Source organism: Bacillus sp. SW14, assembly GCF_047608225.1.
Lineage (GTDB): Bacteria > Bacillota > Bacilli > Bacillales > Bacillaceae > Bacillus > Bacillus subtilis_G.
Genome location: NZ_JBLKRW010000001.1, coordinates 2234029 through 2250574, shown reverse-complemented (window position 1 = coordinate 2250574; position 16546 = coordinate 2234029). Strand labels below are relative to the sequence as shown.

Here is a 16546-nt window from a genome sequence, read left to right as displayed (position 1 = left end):
ACCTTTTCAAAAGTTAAAGATCTTTCACAAGATTTTCGATGCTAGATAATGCAGACAACGTTAATTCCTTATTGCTGAAATCACTCAGCGTTTTTTCGCGTGCTTTTTTCTGCGAACAATGCTCAATTATCTCGATAAGGTGCCTGTGAAAACGATCCATAAAACACTCAATTGTATGTTTGCTGAATACTGGGGTGTATACCGCTTTTACTTGAAGCCGTCCGTCTGTAATGAGAGCATTGATGTCGAGCTCATATTCTCGTTCTCTCTCACCCGCTATTTCGTAACGAGGCTGGTAATATGATAATTGAAATGTTTCAGCTTCCTTCTCTTCGCTAAATTGGCCGAGATAATTAAAGCTGACCTCAGGCTCTTTATGCGGCAGTTCTCCTTTGTGTGTTAACAATCCGTAGCCAGTTCCTTTGTTCGGCACTCTTCTCAGCATATCTTTTGTCGTCTTAATTCGGTAAGCGAGCTGATCTTCGAAAGGCTCGGGAATACTCATGTCCAGCAGAATAGGATAAATGGAAGTAAACCAGCCAACTGTACGTGAAATATCAATATTTGGCAGATGCCCTTCTCTTCCGTGTCCCTCAGTGCTGATCACGATTTGATCGTGCCCTGTCCATTCAGAAAGCGCCAATCCTAAAGTCGTAAGCAAAAGCTCGTTGGCATCAGTGCCATAGGCTTTCTGAGTTTCAAACAGCAGTTTTTCAGTCCAGTCCCCGGATAGTGCAAACATCGAGCTATCACTGTTCAATTGCAGTCTGTCCGGCATATTTTTCGTGTCCTTAGGCAAAAAAGCATTGTGAGCGTCCAAAATCGTTTGCCAATACGGTTTTTCTGCAAGCAATTGTTTATTCTCAGCTATGTGTGCAAGACCACTGGCGTAGGACAAATAAGAATCGGTTTTTGGTGGCAGTTGGATCTCTTGTTTTTCTAGAGCCTGCTGGTATGCTGCCGCTAAATCCTCAAGCAGAATTCTCCATGAAACGCCATCTATCACAAGATGGTGAAGCGCAATCAGGAGATGATCCCCTCCTGCCGTTTTAAACAAACCTGCTTGCAGCAGAGGCCCTTTTTGTACATTCATTTTGCTTTGAATGACGGTTTCCTCAGCGGATAGTTTTTCATCAAGATGAGTTCTTTCCAGCAATTCTGTTGTCCAATCTGCGATGTGAAGCCCGAACAGTTCATGATCTTTGTGATTCATTCCGCGATTATACTGAACGACATGGCCGTTTTGGTCTTGTTGAAAAACCATGCGAATTGCATCATGATGCTCGGTTATTTTACGCAGCGCTAGACGAAGCGCGTTAGCATTAAATCCTTTTTCACTGAAAAGCATGACGGACTGGTTGTAATGATCGTGAAAAGCATGAGCCTGTCCGAAAAATCTTCGCTGAATCGGGGTGAGGTTAGCTTCACCTTCCGCAGGCCCCTGATCCGCTTGAGATGCCAATGGTGTGATATGTCCGCTTAGTTCCTGAATTGTTGGATAACGGAATAAGTCGCGTATAGTCATGCTCCAGCCTTCAGCTGCCAGACGTGCTGCCACTTGTAATGCTTTAATTGAGTCTCCGCCAAGCTCAAAAAAGGAATCGTGAATGCCGACTCGTGACATGCTCAGTACATCTTCCCATATATACGCCATCGTTTTTTGTATGTCGTTAACTGGTGCGGTATATGGGCGCGAGAACACATTATCTGGAGCCGGCAAGGCATTTCTGTCCAGCTTTCCGTTTAGGGTCAGCGGCATGTTTTCTAAAGCAATTAGTTGCGCAGGAATCATATACGCCGGCAGTTCCTTTGTTAAAGCAGTACGAAGCGCATTCGTGTTGACGTCTGAAGGCACGATATATGCTGATAAACCAGCCTGTCCATTCTTATCATGCTGAACGGTAACAGCAGCTTCTCTGACAAGCCCCGTTTGAAGCAGAACACTTTCAATTTCTTCTGTTTCAATTCTGTATCCATTTATCTTCACTTGATAATCCATTCGGCCAAGCAGCCGGATCGTTCCGTTTGGAAGCCAGCAGGCTCGATCACCGGTTCTGTACAGCCTTTCCCCAGAGACAAATGGATTTTCTGTGAATTTCAATTGTGTTAAGTCAGGTTTATTATGATAGCCTTTAGCAATACCGGCCCCGCTGATGCCCAGCTCGCCGGCAACGCCAATCGGCTGAATTTGATCAGTTTGGCTGAGTATGTACATGTGTACATTCGGTAGCGGGATGCCGATGGGTACGTTATCTCCCGAATACTCTTCTCCCATACTTGTTTCATAGCTGCTGGAATCAATCGTTGCCTCTGTGACGCCATAACTATTGATGACGCGCATGCTTTGGCCAAAGCGCTCTGTCAATGTTTTAAAATCTTGAGCTTTTACCATGTCGGAACCAAGAATCAGTATGTTTAAGTCAGGAAGCTTGAGCCGGTTACGATATACATACTCCATCATCGGGATAATGAGGGCCGGTGTCGACTCCATGATCGTGATTCGCCGGGAGCACATGATTCCATATAATTCAGCAGGCTCCAGCCTCTTTTCATCAGGACAAACGATTAGCGTCCCGCCGTTGGTCAATGTTCTCGCCAAATCTCCTGAAAAGACATCAAATGAAAAGCTCGCCATTTGAAGCAGTCTGACAGGCTTCCGATCCAGTTCATAAATTTGACGCCACGCAAGAGCTGCATGAGTAAAGTTCCGATGGGTGACAATAACGCCTTTAGGCGCGCCCGTAGTTCCTGACGTATAAATGATATATGCTGCATCTTCAGGAGCAGGAGATAAGTCAAGGTTGCAGCTGTTTTCTTCATAAGAGCCCTCATTGTCAAGGCAGATGTGAGACATATCACATAGAGAAGAGTTTGAAATCAAATGCTTCAACTCCTGCTGCAAAAGAAGAATGTCTGCCCCGCTATCACGGATAAGATATTCAATACGGGCTTTTGGATAATGTGAATCGATTGGGATATACACTCCGCCAGCTTTCATCACTGCTAGGATTCCAACAATTGCATCAATGGACCGCTTGGCTAAAACAGCCACAGTTGGCCTCGTTCCTTTTCTTTTTTGCAATGTCCGTGCCAGGCGATTGGCTTTTTCGTTTAAAATCCGATAGCTAATCTGTGTTTCGTCATCAATAACAGCTATATGTTCTGGTGTTTCTTCAGCTCTCGCTTCAAATATGCGATGAAAAGGAACATCTTTTTGAGAAAATTCAACTTGAGTTTTGTTGAATTCAAAGGCTATTTTTTGTTTTTCTTTTTCACTAAGTATATTTATTTGTGAAAGGTTTGTTTCAGGTTTAGAAAGTGCCGCATGCAGAAATTCGCTGAAATGAGCTGCCCAGCGTTCAACCGTGGCTTTCAGGAATACCTCTGTACTGAATTCCATTTCACAGCAAATGGCTCCATCTGTTTCCGTTGCTATAAACGTCATATCGAATAAAGAAATGTGATGCGGGAAATTGGCTGGCCGGACTTTTATTTCTTCCAGTTCTATGTCCTGCTTTTCTGTATTTTGAAGGATAAACATCGCATCAAACACTGGATTCCGGCTCATATCCCGCGTCACTCCAAGCTTGTCGACAAGCTCTTCGAACGGATAATCCTGATGTTCATACGCTTCCAATGCAGTGGCGCGCACTTCCTGCAAATACTGTCCAAACGGCTTCCCGCCCTCCGGGCGTGTCCGAAGCGCCAGCGTGTTCACAAACATGCCGAGTATCGGCTCAAGGTCCTTGTGCGGCCGGCCGGCAATTGGCGATCCAACGATGATCTCTTCCTGTCCGCTTAAGCGTGATAATACCGCTGTGTAAGCCGCCAGGAGCACCATGTACAGTGTGCTTCCATTCTCCCGTGCCAGTGTATGAAGGCCTGATGCGGCTTCTTGATCAAGCGTAAATGAGACCTTGTCACCGGCGAAGCTCCGCACCGGCGGACGGGTATGATCAGCCGGGAGATCCAGCACCGGCAGCTCGCCCTCGAACTGCTTCAGCCAGTACGCCTCCTGCGTCTGGTACGCGTCTCCTTTTTTATATCCTTCCTGCCATACGGCGTAGTCCTTATATTGAATGTGAAGCATCGGAAGGGTCCGGTTGTTGTAAAGCGCCCCGAATTCTCGAATCAGAATGTTGACGGAAACACCGTCTGAAATAATGTGATGCATATCAACCAGCAACAGGTGCCGCTCATCTGATACCTGTACGATTTGGGCACGGAACAGCGGCGCTTGGGTGAGGTCAAACGGCTGGATAAACGCGGCTGCGGCTTCCTGTTCGGTTTGTTCGCCAAGGAATGCGGTCTGTAATGTAAACGGCACCTCGTCATGGATGCGCTGCACCGGCTCGCCGCCTTCGTCCTGTTCGAAGGATGTCCGAAGCGACTCGTGGCGCTTGATCAGCTCTTGGAAAGCCCTGTCCAGCCTTTCCGGGTCCAGCTTCCCTTCCAGCTCTAACACAGCCGGCATATTGTAGCCTGTCCCCCCGTCCTCCAGCTGCTGAAGGACATAAATCCGTTTTTGGGCGGAGGAAACCGGATAGGTCTCCCGCTGTTCCGCCGGCTTCATTGCTTCATATGGACTGTCCGTTCCTTCACGGATAACGGAAGCGAGCCCTTCCACCGTCGGATGGGCAAAAACATCTTTCAGTGGCACCTGCACATCGAATTCTTTGGCGATCCGGGACACAAGCGCAGTTGCTTTTAAGGAATGTCCTCCACGGTCAAAAAAGTTGTCGTGAATCCCGACAGGTCCGTTTTTCAGCACGTCCTCCCACAGATGGGCAAGCTTCATCTCTGTCACATTTCTTGGCGCCGTGTAGGTCTTTTCATCTGCCGCTCCGTCAGGAGCTGGCAGGGCCTTTCGGTCAAGCTTTCCGCTTGGCGTAACCGGCCACTCTTCCATCTCTATCATATGAGATGGGATCATGTAGCCGGGCAGAAGCGTTTCAAGCTGCGCCCGCACCTCGTTTCTTCCGAGTCCTTCTGCATAGGCGCATAATTCTGGCTCGCCGCTGTATGTCCGTACGGTAACGGCTGCCTCCCTTACGCCTTCTATGCTTCTAAGTGTTGCTTCAATTTCTCCGGGCTCAATCCGGTAGCCGCGGATTTTGACCTGATCATCCAACCGGCCGAGGAATTCAATATTCCCGTCAGGGAGCCAGCGCGCCACATCCCCGGTTTTGTACATGCGTTCACCCGGGTAAAACGGGTCCTCGAGAAAACGCTCTTCTGTTAATGCCGGCCGATTCAAATAGCCTCTGGCAACACCCGATCCGGCGATGTACAGTTCGCCGGCGACACCGCAAGGCTGTACGGCTAAATGCGGATCTAAAACATATAAACGCGCACCGGGTACAGGCTTCCCGATCGGAATCCGCAAGCGATCCCTGTCTCGCTCTGGGTCCAATACGTAAAATGCCGCGTCTACCGTTGCTTCTGTCGGCCCGTAGCCATGGATCAGCGAAACCTGCGGAAATAAAGAAGCAAAACGGGCCGCCGTATGGGGCGCAAGCGGTTCACCTCCGGCGAATACACGCTTCAGGCTTGTCCCGTCACCCAGCGATTCCATTTCCGCTTGATCCAGAAAGCTGTTCAGCATAGCCGGAATAAAATGAACCGTTGTCACTTTTTCCTGATGAATGGATTTTACGATCAATGCCGGGTCTTTCTCCCAGCCGGGCGGAAGCAGATAAGCTGAAGCGCCGGAAAGCGCCCACCAAAACAGCTGCCAGACAGATGCATCAAAGGAAAAAGAGGTTTTCACCATGACAATGTCCTCTTCCTGAAGCGGAAATTGATGCTGCATACCGGTCAGAAAGGAAACAGCCTGGCGGTGCTCAACGGCTACTCCTTTTGGCTGTCCGGTGGAGCCTGACGTATAGATGACATAGGCGAGAGAACCGCTGTCAGCGGGAGCAAACACATGACTTTCTGCTTTTTCGTTCGCAAGAGATGCCATGTCAACTTCAAGTGTCTCTCCGGAGAAGTTCGGTGCGGAACATCCCGGCTGCGTCAGCACGAGAGCTGCGCCGCTGTCTTTCAGCATGTAGCTCAGCCGCTCCTCTGGATATGCCGGATCAAGCGGCAAATACGCCCCGCCTGCTTTCAATACGGCAAGTACAGCTATCAGCATGTCAGGTGACCGCTCAGATAGGACACCGACGATGCTTTCCTTGGTGACGCCGCGTGCCGCGAGGCGCGCGGACAGCCGGCTGGCATACATGTCAAGCTCAGCGTATGTCAGCGAACCGCCGGAAAAACGGATGGCTGGCCGCTCCGGTGTGCAAGCCGCCTGTCGTTCAAACAGCCCGTGAAGGGTTGGGACTGTAGGCACAATAGCTTCTGTCTTGTTAAACTCATTCAATAATTTTTGTTTTTCTCTTACATTGGTCATATCTAATTCTTTTATGAAACTGTGCGGATGTTGAAGGGCGTTTTCCAGCAACGTAAGCAGATGGTGCTGTATTCGTTTAATATCTTCAAGAGAAAATAAGATATTTTGATAGTCGAAATTTAAATGTATGGTTCCGTTGTCTATCCGTTCCTGTATTTGAACAGAAAGCTCGTTCGCGGTGGATCCGCTGAAATAAAGCGCCGTTTCATAGTCAAAACCGTCTGCTTTGTGCCATTGGAGCGGCTGATACTGCATAGATATACCGATAAGGTTGTGTAATTCTTTCCGGTCTTTTCTTAATTCATTCACCAGCAAATTATAAGGAAACCGTTGATGACGCATAACGGAAAGCTGTTCCCTGCCTACTCTGTGGACAAAGGAAAGAAAATCTTCATCAGGATCAACCGTTATTCTGATGGGAAGAGAACTGACAAACATGCCGAGCATTTCTTTTTCAGCCTTTGACCCTCTGTTGCCATAGTAGGTGCCAATGGCAAGATCTTTTTTAGAGGTGATCCGGCTGATGCATATGTAAAATGAAGCCATAAATAAGGAAATGATATTGATCTTTTGTTCTTCGCAAAAGATTCGAATCGTTTGCCCTAGATGAGGTGAAAGTGTGATGGTATCTCTGGATGCGGATGTGCTCTGTTTTTGTAAGGACGTCTGGCCGGCTAACGAATGGTATTCCAGCGGCTGCTGAAAGATTTGACTCCAAAATAAACGGTCCTTTGCAAAACGTGAAGATTGTAGATATTGACTCTCTTTTTCGATGTAGCTCAAGTAAGAAGGTTGAGGCTGATCGGGTAAAGGATCTTGCTTTTTTATTTTTTGATAAAGGTCTATAATTTGATTTCCCATCACATTTAAGGAGATGCCGTCCATTATAATATGATGAAATTTCGCAAATAGCCAAACCTCATGAGTGTGGATTCTTAGGAGATAAAAATGATAAAGGGGCGAGTTGAACAGTTTAAATGGGATTCTCGCTTGATCTTGTATCCATTGCTCTATTTCTATCATTTCAACATTTGAAAAATCTGTTATTCCAAGTGAAGTATATTGATATTCAGTAAGATACAGTCGCGGTTCAAGCTCCTCTCCTTCTAGCAGTTGAAACCTAATGGCGTCATTGCGGGAGATGGAATGATTCAACGCCTCCTCTAGGTCATCAAGATCAATATTGCCTCTGAATTTCACACAGGCCGTGAGATTGCAAATGCCGGTGCCTGGCTCCAGCAATTCGGTAAACCACACTCTCCTTTGGGCATGGGTTAAAGAATAAGTATGTTCGCTCAACGGATTCCCTCCAGTTCTTTATAATAAGAGGATAAGAAAAAAGCAGAAAAATGACGATAAAAGTAATTATATGACTATATAATCCTTATATGGACTATATTAACGGATTTTTTTTAAAGTACAATGAAAAATATTAAATTTTTATAACATTTTTTTGAATATAGTATTATTTCTTTAGGTTAATTTTCTTTTTTTATCATTTTTTTGAACATTAAGTGATAAAAGTACCATTTTATGTCAGGTCTTACATACTGTTTTTGATCATTTATGGGAGACATAAAAAACCTGTTTTCGCTTGGAAAACAGGTCTGCCGCTATTATTGATTTGCTAAGATGACAGCGATTTGATCCTCAATATCTTTTCCATCCTCGTCATCAATCAATCCATTTAGAAGAATAGAGAAAACAAGGGTTTTTCCGCTCTTGGTTTCTGCGTACCCGGATAGAGAGCTAACCGTACTTAGCGATCCGGTTTTTGCCCTTATTTTTCCTTGTGCAGGAGTGTCGTTCATGCGGTTTCTCAGCGTTCCGCCTATCATTCTGTCACTATTGCCCGCAATAGGCAGAGAATTTAGATACGCTGAGAACCATTTTTCATCTTGAATGTCATATAACAGCTTTGAGATTTGGTCGGAGGATACAGCATTAATATGAGAGACTCCTGATCCGTCTCTTAAGACCAGTGATTTGGAATCAACACCACATTCCAGAAGCGTACTGTTTAATACTTCGAGTCCCTTTTCCCAGCTCCCTTCTCCTTTTTCCGCTTTCCCCATCTCTTTTACGAGCACTTCGGCATGTCCATTATTGCTTAGTTTCAAAAACGGAACAAATAGTTTTGTCAAAGGCATTGAGCGATGAGAGATTAACACGTCTGAGGAACCGGTCGTTTCGCCCCTCATGACGTTCCCCTTTACAGTAATCCCTTGTTTTTTTAGTGCTTGCTTAAATAAATCTAAAGCATATCCAGACGGCTCCCAGACAGCAATCCATTCCTTTGTCTTGCTTGCGTCAACCGGTACGCTACCCTCAATTGTGATCGTGTTTGTCCCATGCTTTCTTTCGATCGTGAGGTCCTTCTTTTGACCATCCGCAGCCGTTTCAGCATTGTTCTTAATCGTTACATAATCCGTTTTCGGAGATACAGAAACGGCAGGCTTATCCCCTTCTTTTTTCCCCGGGGTGACCTCTACAATTACAGTGCCTGCATCATAGTCTTCATTTGGAGACACTGTTAAAGCGGAAATTTGAGCGCCGTAATACGTGTATTCATCACTCCACGGTAAATCAGGTGATAATCGCTTGTCATCATACCACGTATCATCACCAATCAGATTGCCTTTAATCACTTTCACGCCGGACTGTTTCAATTGCTCAGCCATTTCTTCAAAATCAGCTGGTAAAAGTGTTGGATCCCCCTTCCCTTTCAAATAAAGGTTTCCATTCAGTTTTTTTCCTTTGAGGGTGCCGTCTGCCCGGACCTCGGTTGTAAAGGAATAGTCCTCGCCAAGAACAGTAAGTGCCGCGGCCGCAGTCAAAAGCTTCAGAGAAGAGGCGGGCCTCATTCGGACGTCTCCTGAATGCTCATATAGAACAGCGCCTGTATCTGCAGAGCGAACGGTGATGCCGGCCGTTGCGCCTTCGAGTGCAGGATGATCAGCTAAAACCTTATCGATCTGCCCGGCAAGTGCATCGTGTTTATCAGCCGCTTGCGCAGCCTGATGCATATAAGGCACCGAAGCAACGACGAATAGCAGCAAAACAGCAACATATAGCTTTATGCTTTTTTTCATTATTTACCCCGCCTCTCTGCGCCTCATCATAGGTTATTGATGATTCAGTTCAATGGTGATACTGCTTTTAGCTGTCGTTTTTTCTCCCGGCTCCAGCACTTGTAAACCAGTGAGCGATGAAGGCAAATCAAGATTCACTGCGTTTGTCACCCATGTGTAAGGTTCAGGGCATAAATACCCCTGTTTTGCGTCCGCATTGTATACAACCCAATGTTTAAATTGTTCATCTGCCTGATATATAATGCTTAGATGTGCATGCTGATGATAAATGACTGCCTGATTTTCTCCGCCTCTTTTCTGATAAGCAGATAAAAAGACATCATCCAACTGCTTGTGGCGCAAATCCATCCCTTCATGCAAGTCTTCTTTATTCGGTACATCCATCAGCTTCCCAGTCGGCAGCAGGCGTTCATTCAACTCCCATTGCTGATCGGCTGTCAGGGAGAATAACGAACTTTCTTCCGAAAAAACAAATGTAGTATGATAACCGATCCCCCAAGGAAACGCTTCCTTTCCTTTGTTCATGACCGTTGCATGTTTAAATAGAGTATTCCCCTTTAGCGTATATGTCATCCGAACGACGGCATGATGAGGAAATTGCTTATATACATGGGGAAGCTCTGAAAGATCAATTTCCGTTTCAACGATCACTTCTTCATCAGTTTGCTTCATGGTCACTACGTTCCACTTTTCCTGATAAAGAAACCCGTGAAGATGGTTGTGTTTATCTTTTTCGTTGATATCAAGATGATACGTTCTGCCTCGGAAACTGAATGTGCCGTCACTTATCCGGTTAGGCGGAAACAGGATCGGAATTCCATACAATGTTGGTGTGTGGCGGAAGTTTTCTGCTGTTTCTGGTTCTCGCAAAAGCTGGATCTTTGTTGTTTTGTCCACGAGAGAAATGACGTTGCTCCCCCACTCGGGAACAACAATTATTTCTATATGCTCGTTGCCCGCTTTGATGGCAGGTGTTCCTAAATACGTAATCTTCTCAATGTAGTTTGACATGTAACTCAACCTCTCCTTGATTCATTGCTTGTATAAGAATTCAATGTACTGTGCCATATTTCCTCCATTTGATGTTCTCTCGATTAAATAAAAACACACCGTTCAACATTTGAACGGTGTGTTTCGTGAGTCTATTGGATGAGACGTGTAATTTGTTTCTTTTTCCACACGAATTGATAATACCCATAAATCAACAACAAGCTGACAGCAAACGCAGCCGGATAGCCAACCCAGACGCCGAGTATCTCGAGTTTTGTGTAGTGGGAAAGTACGAATGCAACAGGCACCTCTACTCCCCAGATGGCGAAAATACTAATAACGGTCGGCCATAAAACCGTTCCGCTTGCACGCATCGCCGCAGAAAAAATTTGGGCATTTCCAAACAGCAAATAGCTCCACAATGTAATCATCAAGAGACGATGCGCGATGTAAAGTGTTTCTTTCTCGGTTAAAAATAACGATAAAATCTGCTGGGAAAACACATAGATCAGAATGATCAATACGCCGCCAATAATATAATTCAGCCAAATTCCGACGCGAATGACCTGCTTCAAGCGGTCAAACTCGTTCGCTCCGATCGATTGCGCGGCGAAAATAGACACCGCAATGCCGAGGCTGACGGCCGGCATTTGCACGTAGCTGGCTACCTGGTTGACCACGCCGTATGCAGCTGTCGCATCAGAGCCGTAGTGGTTGACGAATGAAATAACCGCTATCTCTGATAATGAGACGAGAATCATATTGATGCTTGATGGAATCCCAAGGCGCAGCAGGAGAGCCAGCAGTTCCTTATCCATTTTCAAATAGCGCCGCACCGTTTTATCAAATTGTAGCGGATGGTTTCGTTTTCGCAAATACACCATTAAAACAAGAAATGTCACAATCGTGGAGATGACGGTTGCATATGCGGAGCCGTATATGCCCAGTTTCGGAAAACCGAACATGCCAAGGATTAAGACTGGCAAAAGCGCTATGTTGATGACCGTGCTTACAATCAGCGTATAAAACGGTGTCTTAGAATCCCCTGTTCCGCGCAAGAATGTTGTATACGCAAAATATAAAAACATAAACGGCATAGCGTAAAATAAAATACGTGCATAGCTGGCGCTGACATGAATAACATTTTCAGGTGTACCCATTAAACGAAGAATATCCAAGGTAAAAATACTGCCGACGACGGCTAACACAAGCCCTAATAAAAACGTAAACGTGAGCGTCGTTCCGACAACAGCCTTTAACCGTTCCTCATTCTTCGCCCCGTAGGCTTGTCCGATCAGGATCGAACTTCCTGAACCAATTCCAATTGTAAATGAGATTAAAAGAAAAAATAACGGGAAAAAGGATGATACAGCTGCAACCGCATCAACACCAAGCCATCTGCCTACAGCCATCATCCCGACTAACTGGCCTATTGATTGCAGCACGTTGCTTAGCAGAAGCGGTACTAAAAAGAGTGACATAGACCGCCAGACAGATGGATTGCTTTTCTTCTGGGTTACAAGTTGTTCTTGTGATGTTTCCATATTGAAGGACTCCTTTATTTGAATTCGTTTGTAAACATGTCCCCATTCCTTTTACAAAAACAGGATATGCAACATGTTATTATTCATCACTGTCCATATGAAACCCTTCCCGTTTCTTCTAATTTTACACATCTTTTTAGCTTATGAAGAATAAACTAGCAAGTAACAGTCTATTTCTTTGTGAGTAAAAGAACAAAAAATAATTTATGCAAAAGTATTGTAATCTATCCGTAATTATTGTAACATTTGTAATATAAGAGAAAGAGATTTTGAAGGAGTGGACCACAATGAAAAAATGTCTTCTATTTCTAACAACGATTGCACTTATTCTGTCATTAAGCACAAATGCATTTGCGAAACATACATCAGGCGATTTATCACAAAAACAAGCTCTGGAGCTGGCATTATCAGCAAGAGAACACTTTTGGAACACAATGAGCGGGCACAATCCAAAAGCAAAAAAAGCAGTTTGCCCATCAGGCACATTCGAGTATCAAAATCTTCAATATGTGTACATGTGCAGTGATCTAGGCACTAAAGCAAAAGCAGTGAATTACTTAACTCCTATTTTCACAAAAACAGCAATCGAAAAAGGCTTTAAAGATTATCATTTCACTGTTTCTAAAGGAAAACTTGCGGTTCCAATCGGCGATGGAGATAATCTTTTGAACTGGAAAAAATCAACTGCTAAACTGATCTCTAAAAAAGGCGGCGCAGTCACATACGAATTTACTGTTCCTGCTTTAGATGGGTCACCTGCAGCGAAACGGAAAGTGACATTTGTAAAAGAAAATAAAAAATGGAAAGTTACTCAATTTGACGCAGTAATATAAGAAAAACGCCCGGCATAAGGGGACTGACCCCCGTTTTTGAGACAGGGATCAAAACACCTTTTAAACAGCCAATTGCCGATAGTTTATCGGTGATTGGTTGTTTAGTTTCGTTTGAATACGAATGTTGTTATAATAATAAATGTATTCTTTGACAGTGCGTTCTACGATGGCGGTCGTGGTTCGATCAATGCTGTTAAGATAGAACGTTTCAGACTTTAGTGAGGAATGAAACGATTCGATGGAGGCATTATCAGCGGGTGTCCCTTTGCGGGACATGCTCATGGTAATGCCTTTTGTTTTAACAGCTTTCTGATACTTCTAAGATGTATACACAGATCCTTGGTCACTATGTAACACGCAGTTCTCAGGCAGTGTTGGCAGTTGATCAAGTGTGTGTAAGACAAAGTCTGTGTCCTGCTTATCTCCAATCGTAAAAGCAATCACTTCTCCATTGTATACATCCAATATACTGGAAAGGTACAATTGCTTCTGTCCATAAGGCAAATACGTGATGTCCGTTACTAGTTTTTCAAGAGGATGATCAGACTGAAAGTTCCGATCTAATATATTATCGACCACGGCATATGGCTGCCCATTCTTCTTGCGCTTTTTCACCTTAACCCGGCACTGCCACTGATTTTTCTGCATGATACGCTGAACCGTTTTATGGTTAATGCACATTTCCTTTTTTAATAGGGCGGTGATTTTTCGATATCCATATCGATACTTGTGCTTTCGGCATACTACGCCAATTTGTTTCTCTAAATGCCGTTTGGGGTGATCTTTCGTCAGATTCTTCTTCCAACGATAATAAGACGCTCGTGAGATACCTAAATGAACACAGATATCCTGCACGGTCATTGTGCTGTGCAATCCTTCTACAAGTTCGACTGACGTTTGGCTATCAACTTCCTTTCCAATTCGTTGTACTTTTTTAACACTTTATTCTGTTGTCTCAGGTATCGATTCTCTGCCTGCAGTTTCTCTAATTCGGAAGCATACTCCGGACCTTTTCCGTAAGTGTATTGCTTTCCAACAGGCTGTTCGAATCGATGTGTATCCCCAGCCTTATGCCATCTAACCCATGTCTGAACCTGTGTCTTATTCTTGATATTCAATTTCTGCATGATCTCTTTCATAGGCACGCCTGCCAATCTCATGTCTACAGCCTTCTGTTTCACTTCAACCGGATAACTCACTCTTGTCCCCATAGAAAAAACACCTCCAAGTCTAATGTCGGATAACAATCATCCGTTTTCAAACTTGAAGGTGTTTTTTATTTGTCTCATCTTATGGGGTCAGTCCCTAAGCGGGCGTTTTTTATTTGAAATAAAGAAAGACAACAGACGAGTAGTTCATTGTCTTATTGTCATATAACGCTCTAGGAGAGATTCGAACTCCCGACCTGCAGTTTAGGAAACTGCTGCACTATCCGCTGTGCTACTAGAGCTTTTGTATTTATATAGTAGCTCTGATGATCAATATTTTCAAGCCGTTTGTATTAAAGCCCTCCAAAAACCTTATACGCGGCCCTTGTCGTATCTTCATCTATACCGATATACCGCATTGTAATCGAGGGTGATGAATGATTCAGTATTCTCTGCAGCTCGGCGATATCTTTTGTCCGCTGATAAAAATGATAGCCAAACGTTTTCCGGAGCGTATGCGTCCCTATCTCCTCAAGTCCGCATGCCGCGGCGGCCTCTCTTAAAATTCTGTAGGCCTGAATCCGGGAAATCGGCTTTCTGGTTCGGACAGATTTAAAAAGATATTCGTTTTCCTTCATATCTTTCGTATACTCGTATATTTCCTGTTTCAGCGATTCTAAAATAAGAATCTTTCTTTTCTTTTTCGTTTTGCTTTCAGTCGCCCATAAATGATCCTTATTTTTAACGTCCTTCACTTGCAGCGGCAGAATATCAGAAATACGAAGCGCGCTGTTGATGCCGAAAATAAACAGAAAGTAATCCCGCTTGTTTTTGTTGAGCAAATACCGTTTTACATCTTGAATTTTTTCTAAACTGCGAATCGGCTGTACAATATGCATCAAAAAACTCCTTAAAAACAGTTATGTAACGTTTTGAGGCCTATGTTACTATTATAGCTGAAAAACGTTGAATGTCAAAGTACGGCGGTATTTATGTAACATAATATACATAGTGTTACATAAGCGAATAATAGAGGCTTTCGAAAACTCCTCCCTCGCAAATGCGTTTTATAGCCTCATATAAAGCTTTTAACCTATTTGATACTCATTGCTCTATATATCATCAAAAACCTCTTAAAACAAAATCTGACGATTCGGTTTTTCTGTTGTTTTTAAAAGGATATACAAAAAAAGACACAATTTGAAATTGTGTCCTAATCCTCATCCTTTACATCAATATCTTCCGGGATCGGTTCATTTAATATTTCCTGCACGAGTGCTTTGTAATTCTCCAGCTGTTCAAGATGCGTTTTGAACTGTCCCTTATAAATCAAAAATTGCTCACCGTCATGAACGGCCCTGATGTTTCCTTCGAGCACCAAGCTTTTAATATAATCCTCTGAAAGATTTGCATATTCAGCTGTTTCTTTAATCGTTAAATACATATAGCAGTCCTTTCTTAATCCGTATACTGATTCTAATATAGCACATGGCCCATAACAATTTAAGAGTAATAGGGTTCTTGGTGCAAAATTAAAAGAGAATAAAGCACATAGATTTCTAAAAAAAACGTAACTTATGCTGCAAGTCGAAATAATTGATGGATGAATTCTTTTGTATAGCTTCTACTCCAGAAAGGATGGATGTAAGCTGTGCAAAACATTTGAACCCTAGCATAGAACGGATTCGCGCCTTTTAAAGCGATAATCGTTATTCAAGTACTTTTTGTTGTCTAAGTTGCATATCCCCAGGTTGCTTTTTTCTTTCTGTTCAATTGCCATAGGATAAGCAGAGTTCTTATCGACTGTTATCAAACGTGAAAGACCGCCGTATGATGCCAACCTGTGGGAGTATGATCATATTTGTACTCCCCGATTCCACTAAACCATATCGTTTCATGTCGATGGTCTTGTGATATAGGGAATCGTCTTCAAACCTTTGATGTAGTTGAGTTCGGCTAAAGGTGCTATATGTCTGATCAGACAAGTTGTAACTCCTCCCCATTGTTTGCGAAGCCTCGTTCAAGTTCCAGCAGTCGCGTTTTCATTTCCATTCCGCCGCGATAGCCCGTCAGCGATCCATTTTTGCCGATAACACGATGGCATGGAACAGTAATGAGGATCGGATTCGTTCCAATGGCCCTCCCAATGGCCCGAACCGCAGTCGGTTTTTGAATTTGTTGAGCAATATCCGAGTAGGAGCAAGTTTGACCGTACGGAATATCACATAGTGCCTTCCATACGGCTTCCTGAAAAGGTGTGCCGCGATAAAAGATTGGAATGGTGAACCGATTGAGCTTGCCTTGAAAATAATGAACAAGCTCATCTGCAAAAGATTGCAATTTTTCGTCATCTCGAATCAGGTCGTTTCCAGGCAAATAATGATTTGCCCATTTCACCAATTCTTCGAATGGCTGATTTTGTGATCCGACAAAACATAGACCATCATTTGTTGCGGCAATGTACATCTTCCAGTTTTCATAAGAAAACAAGGACCAATAGAGAGAACTGCTTTTTTTAGCTCCCATTCGAAAAAGCCTC

8 protein-coding genes, 1 tRNA gene and 2 pseudogenes are annotated in these 16546 nt (G+C 44.0%); 1 reads left to right on the top strand and 10 read right to left on the bottom strand.

What is annotated here, in order from left to right:
- Positions 1 to 13 precede the first annotated feature (13 nt).
- The 4 genes from ACMX2I_RS11985 to ACMX2I_RS11970 all read right to left on the bottom strand — a co-directional run bounded on the left by ACMX2I_RS11985 (position 14) and on the right by ACMX2I_RS11970 (position 12026).
- Positions 14 to 7699: an amino acid adenylation domain-containing protein gene (locus ACMX2I_RS11985; protein ID WP_414957053.1), complete on the bottom strand. Its 7686-nt coding sequence runs from the start codon at positions 7697 to 7699 to the stop codon at positions 14 to 16.
- Between the two features lie 317 nt (positions 7700 to 8016).
- The gene (gene dacB, locus ACMX2I_RS11980) at positions 8017 to 9492 is read right to left on the bottom strand and encodes a D-alanyl-D-alanine carboxypeptidase/D-alanyl-D-alanine-endopeptidase (RefSeq protein ID WP_414957052.1); all 1476 of its coding nucleotides are present in this window, start codon (positions 9490 to 9492) and stop codon (positions 8017 to 8019) included.
- Between the two features lie 33 nt (positions 9493 to 9525).
- The gene (gene galM, locus ACMX2I_RS11975) at positions 9526 to 10503 is read right to left on the bottom strand and encodes an aldose 1-epimerase (RefSeq protein WP_414957051.1); all 978 of its coding nucleotides are present in this window, start codon (positions 10501 to 10503) and stop codon (positions 9526 to 9528) included.
- Positions 10504 to 10634: 131 nt separating this feature from the next.
- A complete protein-coding gene (locus ACMX2I_RS11970; protein WP_414957050.1) occupies positions 10635 to 12026 on the bottom strand; it encodes an MATE family efflux transporter in 1392 nt (463 codons plus the stop codon).
- Positions 12027 to 12313: 287 nt separating this feature from the next.
- On the opposite strand from ACMX2I_RS11970, the gene iseA reads away from it, so the two are divergent.
- A complete protein-coding gene (iseA, locus tag ACMX2I_RS11965; RefSeq protein WP_202327551.1) occupies positions 12314 to 12859 on the top strand; it encodes a DL-endopeptidase inhibitor IseA in 546 nt (181 codons plus the stop codon).
- Between the two features lie 60 nt (positions 12860 to 12919).
- Here the strand turns inward: iseA and ACMX2I_RS11960 are convergent.
- From ACMX2I_RS11960 to ACMX2I_RS11935, 6 genes and pseudogenes are all read right to left on the bottom strand, one after another.
- Positions 12920 to 14070, bottom strand: a pseudogene (locus tag ACMX2I_RS11960) (IS3 family transposase).
- 166 nt (positions 14071 to 14236) lie between these two features.
- Positions 14237 to 14309: transfer RNA gene (locus tag ACMX2I_RS11955), tRNA-Arg, on the bottom strand.
- Between the two features lie 51 nt (positions 14310 to 14360).
- Positions 14361 to 14906: a site-specific integrase gene (locus tag ACMX2I_RS11950; RefSeq protein ID WP_087991911.1), complete on the bottom strand. Its 546-nt coding sequence runs from the start codon at positions 14904 to 14906 to the stop codon at positions 14361 to 14363.
- 314 nt (positions 14907 to 15220) lie between these two features.
- Positions 15221 to 15451, bottom strand: a complete 231-nt coding sequence (locus ACMX2I_RS11945; protein ID WP_148961930.1) for an excisionase family DNA-binding protein — start codon at positions 15449 to 15451, stop codon at positions 15221 to 15223.
- A gap of 131 nt (positions 15452 to 15582) precedes the next feature.
- Positions 15583 to 15823, bottom strand: a pseudogene (locus ACMX2I_RS11940) (IS6 family transposase); the annotation flags it as partial.
- A gap of 161 nt (positions 15824 to 15984) precedes the next feature.
- Positions 15985 to 16533 (bottom strand): methylated-DNA--[protein]-cysteine S-methyltransferase, encoded by a 549-nt coding sequence (locus ACMX2I_RS11935; RefSeq protein WP_414957049.1) that lies wholly within the window; start codon positions 16531 to 16533, stop codon positions 15985 to 15987.
- Positions 16534 to 16546 lie beyond the last annotated feature (13 nt).